Origin of the sequence: Methylomagnum ishizawai (assembly GCF_900155475.1) — a bacterium.
GTDB classification, from domain to species: Bacteria; Pseudomonadota; Gammaproteobacteria; order Methylococcales; family Methylococcaceae; genus Methylomagnum; species Methylomagnum ishizawai_A.
The window spans coordinates 3,353,892-3,367,752 of the sequence record NZ_FXAM01000001.1 but is presented as its reverse complement, the minus strand read 5'-3'; the positions used below and the strand labels follow the sequence as shown (position 1 = coordinate 3,367,752).

Genomic DNA, 13,861 nt, shown 5'->3' with positions numbered 1-13,861 from the left:
TGGATTGATAAACCCGTATTTCGCCGCGCCGCAGGTGGGCGACACTGGCCCTCACCGGCCCGGCACTGGGTTATGATGCTGCCCGAATCCACCCCCAGAGCGGAGCCGCAGCTTGATTATCAACAACGTCAAAGGCATCAGTAAGTCCACCCGCGCCAGCCTCGCGGAGCATGGCATCTTCTCGGTCGAGGAACTCGCCACCGCCCACGTCGAGCAATTGCTCAAAATCCCCGGACTCAGCAAAACCAAGGCCACGCGCATGATCCGCGCCGCCAAGTACATGATCGGCAATATGGAAGACAATCCCGAATCCTCCGGCCTCCGCCACGACCGTAGGGCTATCGGGGAAGAAGGGGCCGGGGAGGGCGAAATGGTGGACCTGACCGATGGCCGCTGGTATATCAACCAGGAATTGAGCCTGATGGAATTCAACCGCCGCGTGCTGGAACAAGCCAAAGACGACCGCGTGCCCCTGTTGGAACGGCTCAATTTCTTGTGTATCTCCTGCTCCAACCTGGACGAATTCTTCGAGGTCCGCACGGCGGGCCTGATCCAACGGGCCGAACTCGGCGCGGTCCGCACCGGACCCGACCACCTCACGCCGCAGGAAGCCCTCGCCGCCATCAGCGCCGGCGCCCACGAACTGGTGGCCGAACAATACCGGGTGTTGAACCAAGTCATCCTGCCCCTGCTGGCCGAGCAAAACATCCGCTTCATCCGCCGCGGCGGCTGGAACGAGTCGCAACAGGCCTGGCTCAAGCAATATTTCGAGGAGGAATTGCTGCCGATCCTCAGCCCCATCGGCCTGGACCCGGCCCATCCTTTCCCGCGCATCCTCAACAAGAGCCTGAATTTCATCATCCCGCTATCGGGCAAGGACGCCTTCGGCCGCGATATCGAGCTGGCGATCCTGCAAGCGCCGCGCTCCCTGCCGCGCATCATCCAATTGCCGCCGGGCGAAACCGACAGCGGTCCCCACGACTTCGTGTTCCTATCGTCCATCATCCACAACTTCGTGGACGAACTCCTCAACGGGATGAAGGTGCGCGGCTGCTATCAATTCCGCGTCACCCGCAACAGCGAGATGTATCTGGACGAGGAGGAAATCGACGATTTGCTGCGGGCCTTGGAAGGCGAATTGAGCAGCCGCAACTATGGCGACGAGGTGCGTATCGAAGTGGCCGACAACTGCCCGGACGGCCTGATCGATTACCTGCTGACCCAGTTCGGCCTGAGCGCCGACCGGCTATACAAGGTCGATGGCTTGGTCAACCTCAGCCGGGTGCGCGATGTCTACGATTTGATCGACCGGCCCGATCTCAAATATCTGGCGTTCACCGCCGGTTGTCCGCCGCAGTTGGTCGCCGGGCACGATTTGTTCGAGGCCATCCGCAAGCAGGACATCCTGTTGCAGCATCCTTATGAATCGTTCGCGCCCATTATCGAATTGCTGCGGCAGGCCGCCGACGATCCGCAGGTGGTTGCCATCCGCCAGACCCTCTACCGCACCGGTCCCAATTCGCCCTTCGTCGAAGCCTTGATGAAGGCGGCGCGGGCGGGCAAGGAAGTCACCGTGGTGGTGGAACTCCGGGCGCGGTTCGACGAGAAGGCCAATATCTCGCTCGCCACCCGCTTGCAGGAGGCCGGGGCGCAGGTGGTGTACGGCATCGTCGGCTACAAGACCCACGGCAAGCTGATTTCCATCCTGCGCCGGGAGGGGAAACGGCTGCGCTATTACACCCATTTGTCCACCGGCAACTACCATCCCCGCACTGCGCGGACCTATACCGATTATTGCCTGCTGACGGCGGACCAGGCCTTGGGCGAGGACGTGCGCAAGGTGTTCGTGCAACTCACCAGCCTCGGCAAGATGGGCAAGCTCAACAAGTTGCTGCAATCGCCCTTCACCCTGCACCAATCGTTGTTGAAGAAAATCCAGCGCGAGGCCGAACACGCCCAGGCCGGAAGACCGGCCCGGATCGTGGTCAAGGTCAACGCCGTGGCCGAGCCGCAATTGATCCAGGCCTTGTACCGGGCCTCGATGGCCGGGGTGGAGATCAAGCTGATCGTGCGCGGGATTTGCTGTTTGCGGCCTGGGGTTGCGGGCGTGTCGGACAAGATCGAGGTCCGTTCCCTGATCGGGCGCTTCCTGGAACACAGCCGCATCTATAGCTTCGAGAACGGCGGTGCCCCCGAGTTATACGCCGCCAGCGCCGATTTCCTGCCGCGCAATATGTTCCGCCGGGTGGAGGCGTGTTTCCCCATCGAGAACAAGAAGCTGGCCGACCGCATCCGCGACGATCTGGAGCTTTATCTCAGGGACGATTCCCAGGCTTGGCGCTTGGGACCGGAGGGGACGTACCAGCGGGTGGAGCCGGTCGAAGATTCGCCGGGGGTGGAGGCGCAAACGGTGTTGTTGGAGCGGTTCAAGAAAATACTGTAGGGCGGCGGTTCGCGCCTGTTGTATTGAACAGAATCGGACCTTGTGTGTGGCCCGATTTGCATAGAGGAATGTGAAATGCAGCAAGAAAAGTCAGTTGAAGAGGAAATCGAAGGTCTCGACCGGGATGAAGATTCCGGCTGGGGCGATTATCCGATTGATACGGTATGGATTCGAACCGAAACCCGCACGATCCACGATGTTTTGCGGAGAATAGAAAAGGGTTCTTTCGTCATGAATCCTGATTTTCAGCGGGATTTCATTTGGTCGGAAGATAAACAGAGCAAATTGATCGAATCCGTGTTGATGCGGATTCCTTTGCCTGTGTTCTATCTGGCCGAGGACGAGGAAGGCCGGATGATTGTGGTGGATGGCTTGCAAAGGCTCTCCACGTTTAATCGGTTTGTTAAAAACGAATTAAAGTTAAGGCTAAAAAAACAAGCTGAATTAAATAAGAAGAAATTTGAAAACCTATCTCCAAAAATGCAAAATCGGATTGAGGATTGTAATTTAATTCTTTATGTGATCGATGCCAAGGTGCCGGAAAGAGCGCGTTTGGATATATTCGAGCGGGTTAATGGTGGGGTGCCATTAACCCGTCAGCAAATGAGGAATTGTATTTACATGGGGGCGGCAACGACTTTTTTGAGAGAAGAGGCGGAAACCGATTTGTTCGTACAAGCTACCGGTAAGAGCCTGACCCCATCGACAATGCGGGACCGCGAGTTTGTGAATCGCTTTTGCGCGTTTCGATTGCTGGGTTTGGAAAGCTATCGGGGAGATATGGATGAGTTTTTAGGAGAGGCATTGAAAAAAATGAATGGCTTGGAAAAATCGGAGCTAAATAAGCTTTCTGCGGATTTTCGCAATGGCCTTTCCAATAACTTGAAGGTTTTTGATCGACATGCGTTTAGGAGATGCGAGCAAGATCAACACTCCCGTAAAGTAATCAATGCTTCCCTTTGGGATGTGATGTCTATTGGATTGTCAAAATATAATGAAAGTATGGTAGAAGCCCATGCGGAGGAGTTAAGAAACGTATTTTTTGCGCGAATGAAAGATGGGGATTTTATCGCATCTATTAATTATGCGACTAGCGATGTTAAGCAAGTGAAATTCCGCTTTTATGCGGCAAAAAAAATGTTCGAGGAGGTATTCGGTGCTTACCCAGATTGATCTCCAACATTTCAAATGCTTCGAGCGGCTCAGCCTGCCATTGACCGAGTTGACCGTGCTGTCCGGGGCCAATTCCTCGGGCAAATCTTCGGTGTTGCAAGCGCTGGTGCTACTACACCAAACCATGCGCGAACACGAATGGTCCACCCGACTGATGCTGAACGGTTCGGCCATCCAACTCGGCACGGTCTTGGATGTGGTTGACCAAATCCATGGGCGGCGCAGCCTGGAAATCGGCTTGAGCGACGACGAGCGGGATTACCGCTGGACCTTTGTCGGGGAACGCTCCGAAATGTCGATGGCGGTGGAGCGCGTGATGAAGGGGCACGAGACGTTTGACCAGCCAAAGTGGCTGCGCCATTTGCTTCCCCTTAAAATGGAAGGGTGGTGTTCGCTACCAGGACGTTTGTACAGGCTGAGCTATCTCACCGCCGAGCGGGTGGGGCCGCGCCAAGTCTATGCCCTCGAAGACCCTCAAAGCGCGACCGTGGTAGGTCCGACCGGCGAACGGACGGCTAGTGTGCTGCACTGGGGGCGGGACGAGCCGGTGTTACCTGAACTTGTCCTGGCCGGAAGACCCAATACCCGCCTACATCAAGTTGAGGCCAGGATGTGGACATTCTTTCCAAATTGTTCCCTAAGTTTGCAGCCGGTGCCGCAGGCCAACGCGGTGACGCTCGGGTTGCGGACTTCCGACGATACCGATTTCCATCGCCCGGTTCACGTCGGTTTTGGGCTTACCCAAGTGCTGCCCATCGTGGTTGCCGCGCTCTCGGCGGGTAAAGGCGATCTTCTGTTGATTGAAAACCCCGAGGTCCATTTGCATCCCGCTGGGCAAGGGCGGATGGGGCAGTTCTTGGCGGACGTGGCACGGGCCGGTGTGCAGGTGATTATCGAAACCCACAGCGACCACATCTTGAATGGCATCCGCCGGGCAGTGAAAACCGGGAGACTCGCCCCGGAACAGACGGCACTATATTTTTTCAGGCCGCGCACTTCCGAGATGGCGCAGGTAGATAACCCAATCCTAGACGCTTCGGGTAATATCGATGTTTGGCCCGAGGGTTTCTTCGACCAGTTCGACAAGGATATGAATTACTTCGCCGGGTGGGGGGAATAAATGGACCTGATGGTCAATGACCTCTCGCTCCATGGACAATACTCTGATAATTCGGTGTTTAGGGAAGCTATCCGGCGTGTAATGGTAATCCGGGAAATAGCCCGGCGTTCTGGCCGGGAGTTGTATTGCCACCGGAATTTACTTCAGAATATGGCGATGCCGGGAATATTATTGTTTCAAGCGGTCCAAGCGCTCACCGTCAGCGAGCGACGTTCTTTGATGCCATGGCTGACCCAGTATGGACCGTTTTGGGAGGATTCCCGTAGCCACGGGCCGGATGATTGGTTCGAGTCTAAAAATGAAATCGTGACGGATACCGCGATAGGAGAGGCCGCTTGGTGCTGCCTGAATGGTATCGGGCGGGAGTTGGTGAGTTTCTCTCCTTCCGACTGGCAGTTTTCGCCAATATCGGTTTCTTGGATAACAGGGGAGGCAAACACAACCATCGAGCTTGGGAATTTTTGGGAGCCATCTACTGTAGAGGCGGCTCTTAAAAATGTTCAGACACGATTGGTTTCATGGCCCGAATTAGGAAAATCCGTCAAGCTTCGCTGCCCTGATCTCGACTTTTCAGAAGATGCATTCGCGCCATTGATAGGCCATCCTTTCAATCCCAACGCGGCTGAGCGGTTATCTTTTATCCTCGATACTTTGAACCGTCTCAAATCTTGTTTCGATGAGCAGGGGCAACGTACTCAAGAAGGACATGAAATCTATCAGAATTTTTTTACAGGTGAAGCGCTGTTTTCGGATGCTTCAGATTCCGAGAAAAATGATTCTGAATACCGGCGGAAAATGACATTTAAGCATCCTGGGAACCCTGGCGAGAATTTATTTTGCCCCTGGCATGGCAAAGTCCAGACGCCGCAGTTACGTGTGCATTTCTCTTGGCCAATACGGGCCGAAGAACCGCTCTACATCGTCTATATCGGTCCCAAGCTCACGAAGCGTTAGCCATAGCTTACCATCCGATAGCCTATCGGATATTTACCAAATATCCCACGAAGTCAAAATCAATATATTTTGATTAAATTCAATAGCTTATTGGTCAGAATAAGGAAGGGCAGTTTTCTTGGTGGGATTGCTGTAGTGTATAGCATAGTGCATAACATTCAATGCGCTGTGGGCGCTGGCAGGTCATACAAAGCATCAAGCTCCGCATCTTCACCGCCAGTTCTCCACGCCGCGATCTGCTCCGTCCATTCTCCCTCGCAACGCTCGCACCGGCACCGATCTTCGTAATATTCGACCTCCTCTTCCGTGAGGGGTTGGCGGCACTCGCGGCAAATCATGATGGGTTTCATGGTTGAACCTGCCTGGCAATCCACGCCTCCACCTCGGCCCGGCTCAGCCGCGCCCCCAACGATCCGATTTTTTTGACCGGCCGCGGAAACCCGCAGTCCAGGTAAGGCCGCACATCGGCGGGTACGTCCTCCACCTGTTTTTCACCAGTCTCGATCTTGGCGGCGTATTCGCGGGCCGACAGCATCCGGTAGATTGTCGCCCGGCTGCAATCGATCATCTCGGCGGCGGTGGCGATCTTGATTAAAAGCGGTTGGGTGGCCATCAAGTCGCCTCCTGGAAGTCCATTGCGGCCAGCGGTTGGGCGATGGGCGCAAGGTCCGCCTCATCCACGTTGAACAAACCCAGCCGCCCTGTAAGCGGCAGGAACGGCAGGGGGTGCGGATCGGCCAGCTTGATAGGACCGCCCTGATAGTTGAGGTTGCCAAATCCCTTGACGTGCGCGTAGCGCAACTCGCCCAGATGGCCCTTGATGGAATCCTTCCGCCATGTCGGTATGCGGGACCACGGGTTGAGCCGGGTATCGAGCAGGATGGCGTTCCGCTCGCGCAATACGTCATCGAGGGCGCTCAGCGTCCAGCCCGCGCCGTAGCCTGCGGTGTAGAGGGTCTTTTCGATCATGGCTGAACCTCCAATTCGGGTATTTCGGCTTCAAACTTCGCGCAGGCCGGGGACCGCGCTTTGATGTCGCTCCCCTTGCCGTGCGTCCAACGCTCTTTCATCAGGCCGCATTTCCGGTACCACCGGATATGGCCTTCGACCAGGGCGTAATGCTGGCACTGGCGGCAGGTTGCGCCCTGGGGGCCGGTTCCGGGCCGGGCCGCGTAGCCGCCGGTATAGCCCCGGCCCGGCGGCGCTGGCGTGTGGATCGGCGTGGGTGTGGGGCTGAATAGGTCGGGATAATCCATTTTTAAGCTCTCTTATCGGTTGAAGGAAGCCACGTCCCTGTGGCGGAAAGCTCAATGATCCTGAACAGTCAACGCGGGCGGACCCTCCGCGAAACGCCATGAGTCGGCTTCTTCCTGCGCGTCAACGTAGATTTCGGCGATGAATTCAAGCCGGTCCTTCTTGGGCATCCCGACGAAGAAGGGGGCCAGCAGGCGCTTGATTTCCTCGACACGCATGGAGGCCGTGCGGCGGGGGCCGGGTTTGGGGAAGGGGATGATTTGCGCGGCCATGTCAGAAGCCCTCCAACGCGGTTTGCTTGGGGTCTTTGCCGATCAGGGAAATATCGGGCAGCGGTTGGCGGAGCTGGCGGCAGATGACGCCGATCCGGTCCAAGGTCAGCTTCTTGGAAAAAGCGCAGTTGCAGCTTTCCAGCCGGTCCAGGTAACGACCGAGTTGGGTTTCAAGGCGGGTTTGGTCTTGGATGGAAACCGGCTGGCCGTAGAAGCCTTGGCGGCGGATCGCGGGCAGGACTTCGCCAAATACCCACTTGCGGAAGGGCTTGGCCTTCTCGACCTGGGAGGAACCGAGGAACTGGTAAAGCCCCGGTTCGGTGCAGCACCAAGCGGTTTGGACCCGGCTAAGGCTGTCGATGACCTCGAATTTCTCTAGGTCATCGACATCGATCAGTTTTTGTGCATCGGATGGATTGGAATAATCGACGGCCTTGCAGACATCGGCCAGGACGAACCATTCCATGCCCTGGGCATCGGACAGGACGCGGACATTGAACAGGCTTTGGAAGGAAAATACGGACGGGACGGGCGCGGACGCGCCTTGGGCATGATTAGCCATGACGGACTCCTAGACTTTGGTTTAGGACCGTCGCGTCTCTTTGCAGGGAGATGGGCGACGGAACGGTACGTGGGCTGCAAATCCGTGGTCTAGGATCACGGCAAGCCTTTCGGCTTCCCACGCACCGCCCGTCAGCACTCGATAGGCGTGACTTGGGCGTAAAAAATGCCCAAGACGCGAAATAAGGGGGCTGTGCGCCTAGATCCAGCGGGTTTGCAGGCCCGACCGCCAGCAATGTGACGGCGCGGAAAGCATAGGCCCGGATGGAAGGCAGCGTCAAGCCCGTGGCCTGTTCGATGCGCTTAAGCTCGATCTCGCTGGGTTCCCTGCCTTTGTAGGGCGGCATCGGCGCGTTGCGGAGCGCGGCGAGGGTTTCCTGGGGAAACAGTTGGTCTATCGGGCTACCCATGTCAGAAGCCCTCCAACGCGGTTTGTTTAGGGTCTTTGCCGATCAGGGACAGGTCGGGGATGGGCTGGCGGAGTTGGCGGCACACATCGCGCACTTGATCCAGCAGGATGCGCTGGGAAAAAGCGCAGTGGCAGGATTGCAGGGCAGCGAGGGTCTTGAGCAGGACTTGGCGGAGCTGGATGGCGTCCTTGGCCGCGATGTCCTGCCCGCCGCAGAAATGCCAGACGAAGGCGGCGATGGCGACCTTCGCGGCCTGGGCCTTGGGCTGGCCGGATTCCATCACGATGAGCAAAAAGCCCATGGGATGGTAGACCGTGGTGTCGTAGTTTTTGCCGTCAGTCGAAGTCAAGTTGACTTCGACTGAGAAGGCTTCGAGGTAGGGATTGCGCTCCAGAATCTTGTTGATGCTTTCGCGCGGGAAGGAATATTCAAGCCATTCCCCAATGGCGATTTTGGTGGCATGGGGAATGCCGTTGACGTGAACGGCCTGGGAAAGCGAGACATCGCCCCAGGAAAAGGGCGCAATTTGGGCGTGATTAGCCATGACGGACTCCAAGTAAGAAGGTTTGGACCGTCGCGTTCTCTTTCCACGGAGAATGGGCGACGGACGGTGCGTGGGGTGGAAAACCGGCTACTTGGAAACCGGCCACGCCGAAGCGTGCCCACGCACCGCCCGTCAACACTCGAAGGACGCAACTCGGGCATAAAAAAAGCCCGAGGCGCTGAATGGGGGGCTGTGCGCCAAGTAAATCCGGGTTTCCACACCCGACCGCCAGCAATGTGACGGCGCGGAAAGCATAGGCCCGGATGGAAGGCAGCGTCAAGCCCGTGGCCTGTTCGATGCGCTTAAGCTCGATCTCGCTGGGTTCCCTGCCTTTGTAGGGCGGCATCGGCGCGTTGCGGAGCGCGGCGAGGGTTTCCTGGGGAAACAGTTGGTCTATCGGGCTACCCATGTCAGAAGCCCTCCAACGTGGTTTGGCCGTTTTCCAACAGATTCAGGTCCGGCATCGGCCATCCCATCATGTTGCTGCGGTAACGCAACTCGGCGATTTTCTGGGTACGGTCGAAGGGGTGCTTGGTGTTGGGAAGCAACTCGCACAACTCGGTGATGCGACGGACGTTCTTGTCCATGTCTTTGAAGTCGAGCTTGCCGTAGAAACCATATTTATGAATGGCGGGCAGGACTTCCTCGCAGACCCATTCCGCAAACTCCTCGGCGATAGGCTTGTTGCTCCTAAAAATCAGGCGATAACAGCCCGCCAAAGAAATAAGCAAGGTATCTTGCACGCCTCCAGGGGTCGGGAGATTTACGACCCCTTTCCAGCGATCAGGAAGGTTTCCAATTGTTTTGGAACCTCCAGACCAAACGATATCGAGGGCTTCGCAAACATCTTTCGCGCAAAACCACGGTTCCCCATCGGGGCCAATGGCGGTGCGAACATCGAAGGCATGAAAGCGGAATGGATTGGCAAGAACGGAAAGTGCGGACGCGCCCTGAATAGGCGCAACTTGGGCGTGACTAGACATAACGGACTCCTATGCAGATGGTTGGAGCCGTCGCGTTCTCTTTCCACGGAGAATGGGCGACGGACGGTGCATGGGGTGGAAAACCGGGGCATAGGTTCCCGGCCACGCCGAAACGTGCCCACGCACCGCCCGTCAACACTCGAAGGACGCAACTCGGGCATAAAAAAAGCCCGAGGCGCTGAATGGGGGGCTGTGCGCCTATGCAATCCGGGTTTCCACACCCGACCGCCAGCAATGTGACGGCACGGAAAGCATAGGCCCGGATGGAAGGCAGCGTCAAGCCCGTGGCCCGCTCGATGCCGGACGACGCGCCGCCGCCGCCCGCGAACAGGTCCACCATCAGCTCCATGGACAGGTTCAATCGGAGTTGTTTTCTCATCGTTGTTGTTCTCCCGTTGTCGAAATCTCCCGCCCCGTCTGGTCGTCGACCATCCGCACCAGGCGCGGGCCGTAGCGCCGCCGCAGATCGGCAGCAAGGTCCGCCGTGGTGTCGCCGGGGGCACCCACCCTGTAGCCGCCGCCGGAAACCGGCGGATTGCCGTAGCGGTCGGACAGCTCGAAAAACACGCTCACGGTCATAGCGGCCTAACTCTCGAATACCCAACATTTCACGGTTTTCGGCTTCGGGGCTTCCCCTTCGGCCAGCTTCTTGTTGTAGCCGTGATGAATCACGGAATGGACGGACTGGATGCCCACGAACTTGTGTTGCCGGGAGGTTTTCAGTACGCGCATGAGGTCGGCGCGGGGCGTGGCCCGGCCCTTGCGGGTGTTCACCACTTCCTCGTAATGCACGAGGTTGATGGCGATCAGGGCATCGTCGGCGCTGTGGTTGAGGACCGGGAGATTGGCGCTGTCCTCGATGAAGTCGAAGGTGTCCCAGAATTCCTGGACCGTGGGATGGTCCAGGCTGATGGCCAACTGGCGCTCGGCGGCGAGTTCCAGTAGGAAGCCGTAGCACTCCAGGCGCTGTTCGTCGGTGATGGGGATGACATGGGCCAGGGCGTCCACCAGCGCCCGCATCTGGGCGTGGTTGCGGACGATGCGCGATTTCTTGATGCGCTCGTCCTTGCGGAGCGATTCGCTGTGGTCCTCGTAGCGCTCGGTGTAGGTCTGGAGGATGGCCTTGGCGGCGCACACCGCCCGCACCAGGAAGCCGGACACCGACCGGAGCGGGATTTGTTCCAGGCGTTCGGCGGCGATGCGGGTCGCGTCGGTGTGGCCGGCGGCGTCGAACACCACATGGATCAGGCGTTCGAGGATGGCCTGGCTGCCCGCGACTTCGAGGTTCTGCGAGATGCACAGGGCCGAGCGGAACGGCGGCTCGTAGGTCTCGTTGCCGCCGGTCGCGACGCCGCGGGTGCGGAACGGGTTGCCGTTGTAGAGCTTCTTGAACGACTCGACGTCCAGCCCCTTGCGCGGCCTGCCGGAATCCTTATCCTGGCTGCGGTCGCCCTCCAGGAGGACCGTGGGCAGGTTGGAGACTTGGTTGAAGGAGCGGCTGACGCCGGGCGCGGAGGAATCGGTGGCGTCGAAGCCCTCGTAATCGTCGCGGCCGCATAGCTTCCAGAGGAAGAACAGCAGGGTGGATTTGCCGGACCCGGCCTCGCCGACCAGTTCCAGGAAGGGGTAGCTCTTGTTGCGGGCGCGGATTTGCTCGGCGAACAGGGCGCCGAGCCACCACGCCAGCGCGACGAAGCCCTTGGTCCCGTAGGCGGTCCAGAGGGTGGAGACCCAATCGGTGCGGAACTGGTCCGGGTCGGTGTTGAGGTCGAGGCGCACCGACTGCGACAGGCTCTTGACCGCGAGCCGGGGCAGGTCGAAGAAGTCCTCCTCGTTCAGCGGGTAGTGCTTGCCGTCCTTGAAGGCGTGGTCGGTGAAGACGTAGGCGTCGTGCTTGGGGCTGTAGCCCACGAAGTCGATGGTCTGGACCTCCTTGATGTTGTAGATCCACTCGTCCGCCAGCCGTTGCAGGTGGTGGGGCTTGCCCTTCCAGACCGAGCCGGGCGCGACGTGGGTCAGGCGGGCGGCGAAGTCCGAATTGCTGTTGAGTTGCTTGGGGGTGAAGGTGTTCTTGCGCGGCGCGGCCCCGTGGGGGAACTCGAAGCGGAAGTAGTACCAGCTTTCGTCGGTGACTTCGTTGCATTGGTAGTAGAGCGGGCGGGGCAGGCACTTCGCCAACTCGGTGAGGGTCGAGGCGGAAATCAAGGCCTCTTCCCGTGCCTTGGCGGGATCGGTCCCGGTTTCCTTCTTGCCGACCTCCTTCTCCTCCTTGTTGAATTTCTCCTGGTCCAGCTTGAACCAGAACAGGCGGCTGCCGAAGTCGAGGGGGAACTCCTGCTGCTGGTGTTTGGCGTGGATCAACAGCGCCTTCTCGCGGGCGCTTTGGGCGGTCGCCAGCGAACCCTGGTACAGGTATTCCTCGCGGTGCGGTTCGGCCAGCCGGGCGCGTTGATAGAGGTCGTTCCAGGTCCGGGCCTCCGCGCCCCGGCCCGGCGGTACCGCCGCTTGGCAGGTCCAGCCCTCGGCGCGGGCGCGTTTGATCCATTCGCGCAGGTGGTAGGTTTGGCCCGCACCCAGTGCCCAGACCAGTCCGGGGCGGCCCTGGCCCATGCAGCGGGCGTCCAGCGCCGTCAGCGCGTGGGCGGGATAGTTGTCGGGCTTGACCAGGGCCACGGCGGGCACGCCGGCCAGGGCCAGCGACAGGGCGTCGCGGATTTCGGTGACGATCCAAACCTGGGCGGCGGCGGCGAGGTCGGCGTCCGGTAGGCTCCACCAATGGCCCGCCACTTCGCCCTTGAGGCTCTGGGAAAGGCGGTAGGGTCCGGTTTGGCCGCGCATCGTCACCGGGTCGGCCAGGACTTCGACGGTGACGCCTTCGGCCAGGGTGAATACCAGCGACACCGTGCCCCGGTCGGCTTTGGGTTCCCACCAAGTGCCGCGAATGGCGGGCACGCGCCGCGGGTCGAGTCCCCAGGCATAGGCCAGGAACCGCTCGGCGGCATCGTCCGGGAACCGGGAGGTCCAGTCGGTGAATAGGTCGGGATAGAGGTGCTGGGATAGGGCATCGAAGCCGCATTTGTCGGTGCGACCACAGTAGACGTGCAGCCAGCGCGGCCCGGCGGCGTGCAGGGTTTTCTTGCCGCAGCGCGGGCAGACGCCGAACAGCATCCGGTCGGGGTCGCCGAAGCGGTAGTCCTCGATCAACCGGGCCTGGATGCGGTTTTCCAGGGCGTCGGTGTCGGGGGCCGCGTACCGGGTGGGCGCGGTCCCGACCTCGACGAAGTATTCCCCGCCGCCGCTGGATGGGTCCGGGAAGTTCATGCGGCCCGCACCCTGGGGCGGAACAGCGGCATGGGCCGTTCGCCCACGCACAGCAGCACGGACGGTGCCCCGGATTCGATCAGCGTCCGGGCCAGCAGGAACAGGCGGTCCCTGGGTTCGGGCAGGCCATCGGACCACATCAAGCAGCCACGGCCCGAGACCGGCCAATGGAACCGCTCGATCTCCGCGCCGAACGGCAGCATCACTTTCTGGCCGGGGAACCAGGTGCGGGATGTGGCCCGCGCCTGGGCGCCGGAGCCGGTCAGCACCATGACCTCGGCGCGGAACAAGGCCCGGTCGAGTTGCCGCGCATAGGGCGGCAGGATGCGGCGATTGCGAAGGCTATTGTCCACGGTGCCCCCTTGCCCGCTGGATGGCGTCCCAGAGGATTTCCGACTGGACTTTCAAACAGGCGGCTTCCGCCGGCGTGAAGGATTCGCCCGCCGCCAGCCGGTTGAAGGCTATGCTGACCGCCACCAGCGGAATCTCGATGGCGGCGAACACTTCCCGCAACGGCACCGGCGGAATGGTGCTTTTCGGACCACGGTAGTCCAGCCGCTGTGGAAATAGGTCGGAAAGCTCCAGACCCAGGGCGGCGACGATGGCGTCCGCCGAACACTGGTGGCTGAAGCAGTAGAGGATCACGCCGCCGTTGTCGCCCTCGTCCACGGAAAGGCTGGCATTGCGGTCGCCCCGGCGGTGGGCCGCTGTGGGGCAGGAGGCCATGTAGCCCCGGCCATTGGCGCGGGGTTTGACCCGCTCCAGGCGGGCCAGGACGGTTTCCAAGGGGGTACTCATACTGCGGCCTGCTCGGGGGTTCCGTTGT

16 protein-coding genes are annotated in these 13,861 nt (G+C 59.7%); 4 read left to right on the top strand and 12 right to left on the bottom strand.

What is annotated here, in order from left to right:
- The first annotated feature begins 112 nt into the window (after positions 1-112).
- From ppk1 to B9N93_RS24810, 4 genes are all read left to right on the top strand, one after another.
- The gene (gene ppk1 / locus B9N93_RS15000) at positions 113-2,443 is read left to right on the top strand and encodes a polyphosphate kinase 1 (RefSeq protein ID WP_085215014.1); all 2,331 of its coding nucleotides are present in this window, start codon (positions 113-115) and stop codon (positions 2,441-2,443) included.
- A gap of 75 nt (positions 2,444-2,518) precedes the next feature.
- Positions 2,519-3,616, top strand: a complete 1,098-nt coding sequence (locus tag B9N93_RS14995; RefSeq protein ID WP_085215012.1) for a DUF262 domain-containing protein — start codon at positions 2,519-2,521, stop codon at positions 3,614-3,616.
- Entirely contained in the window at positions 3,600-4,736 is a 1,137-nt protein-coding gene (locus tag B9N93_RS14990) for an AAA family ATPase (protein WP_176225275.1), read from the top strand. The genes B9N93_RS14995 and B9N93_RS14990 overlap by 17 nt, the downstream gene beginning before the upstream one ends.
- Positions 4,737-5,690 carry a hypothetical protein gene (locus tag B9N93_RS24810; protein WP_125469006.1) on the top strand — a complete coding sequence of 318 codons (954 nt, stop codon included), beginning with the start codon at positions 4,737-4,739 and terminating at the stop codon, positions 5,688-5,690.
- A 346-nt stretch (positions 5,691-6,036) separates the two neighbouring features.
- Here the strand turns inward: B9N93_RS24810 and B9N93_RS14980 are convergent, their stop codons facing one another.
- From B9N93_RS14980 to B9N93_RS14925, 12 genes are all read right to left on the bottom strand, one after another.
- Positions 6,037-6,303, bottom strand: coding sequence for a helix-turn-helix transcriptional regulator (locus B9N93_RS14980; RefSeq protein WP_085215006.1), 267 nt, complete (start codon positions 6,301-6,303; stop codon positions 6,037-6,039).
- Positions 6,303-6,659 carry a DUF488 family protein gene (locus B9N93_RS14975; protein ID WP_085215004.1) on the bottom strand — a complete coding sequence of 119 codons (357 nt, stop codon included), beginning with the start codon at positions 6,657-6,659 and terminating at the stop codon, positions 6,303-6,305. The genes B9N93_RS14980 and B9N93_RS14975 overlap by 1 nt, the downstream gene beginning before the upstream one ends.
- On the bottom strand, positions 6,656-6,946 hold the full coding sequence (locus B9N93_RS14970; protein WP_085215002.1) for a hypothetical protein: 291 nt from the start codon (positions 6,944-6,946) through the stop codon (positions 6,656-6,658). The genes B9N93_RS14975 and B9N93_RS14970 overlap by 4 nt, the downstream gene beginning before the upstream one ends.
- A 51-nt stretch (positions 6,947-6,997) precedes the next feature.
- Complete coding sequence (locus B9N93_RS14965) at positions 6,998-7,216, bottom strand: hypothetical protein (protein ID WP_085215000.1); 219 nt, start codon at positions 7,214-7,216, stop codon at positions 6,998-7,000.
- Between the two features lies 1 nt (position 7,217).
- A complete protein-coding gene (locus tag B9N93_RS14960) occupies positions 7,218-7,778 on the bottom strand; it encodes a BRO-N domain-containing protein (RefSeq protein ID WP_085214998.1) in 561 nt (186 codons plus the stop codon).
- Positions 7,779-8,188: 410 nt separating this feature from the next.
- Positions 8,189-8,731 carry a hypothetical protein gene (locus tag B9N93_RS14955; protein WP_085214996.1) on the bottom strand — a complete coding sequence of 181 codons (543 nt, stop codon included), beginning with the start codon at positions 8,729-8,731 and terminating at the stop codon, positions 8,189-8,191.
- Positions 8,724-9,140 (bottom strand): hypothetical protein, encoded by a 417-nt coding sequence (locus tag B9N93_RS14950; protein WP_085214995.1) that lies wholly within the window; start codon positions 9,138-9,140, stop codon positions 8,724-8,726. Before B9N93_RS14950 ends, B9N93_RS14955 begins: the two co-directional genes overlap by 8 nt.
- Before the next feature lies 1 nt (position 9,141).
- Positions 9,142-9,714, bottom strand: a complete 573-nt coding sequence (locus tag B9N93_RS14945; RefSeq protein WP_085214993.1) for a BRO-N domain-containing protein — start codon at positions 9,712-9,714, stop codon at positions 9,142-9,144.
- Between the two features lie 375 nt (positions 9,715-10,089).
- Entirely contained in the window at positions 10,090-10,293 is a 204-nt protein-coding gene (locus tag B9N93_RS14940) for a hypothetical protein (protein ID WP_085214991.1), read from the bottom strand.
- A gap of 6 nt (positions 10,294-10,299) precedes the next feature.
- Positions 10,300-13,035 carry a hypothetical protein gene (locus B9N93_RS14935; protein WP_085214989.1) on the bottom strand — a complete coding sequence of 912 codons (2,736 nt, stop codon included), beginning with the start codon at positions 13,033-13,035 and terminating at the stop codon, positions 10,300-10,302.
- Positions 13,032-13,388 carry a hypothetical protein gene (locus B9N93_RS14930; protein ID WP_085214987.1) on the bottom strand — a complete coding sequence of 119 codons (357 nt, stop codon included), beginning with the start codon at positions 13,386-13,388 and terminating at the stop codon, positions 13,032-13,034. Before B9N93_RS14930 ends, B9N93_RS14935 begins: the two co-directional genes overlap by 4 nt.
- Entirely contained in the window at positions 13,378-13,833 is a 456-nt protein-coding gene (locus B9N93_RS14925) for a hypothetical protein (protein ID WP_085214985.1), read from the bottom strand. Before B9N93_RS14925 ends, B9N93_RS14930 begins: the two co-directional genes overlap by 11 nt.
- Positions 13,834-13,861 lie beyond the last annotated feature (28 nt).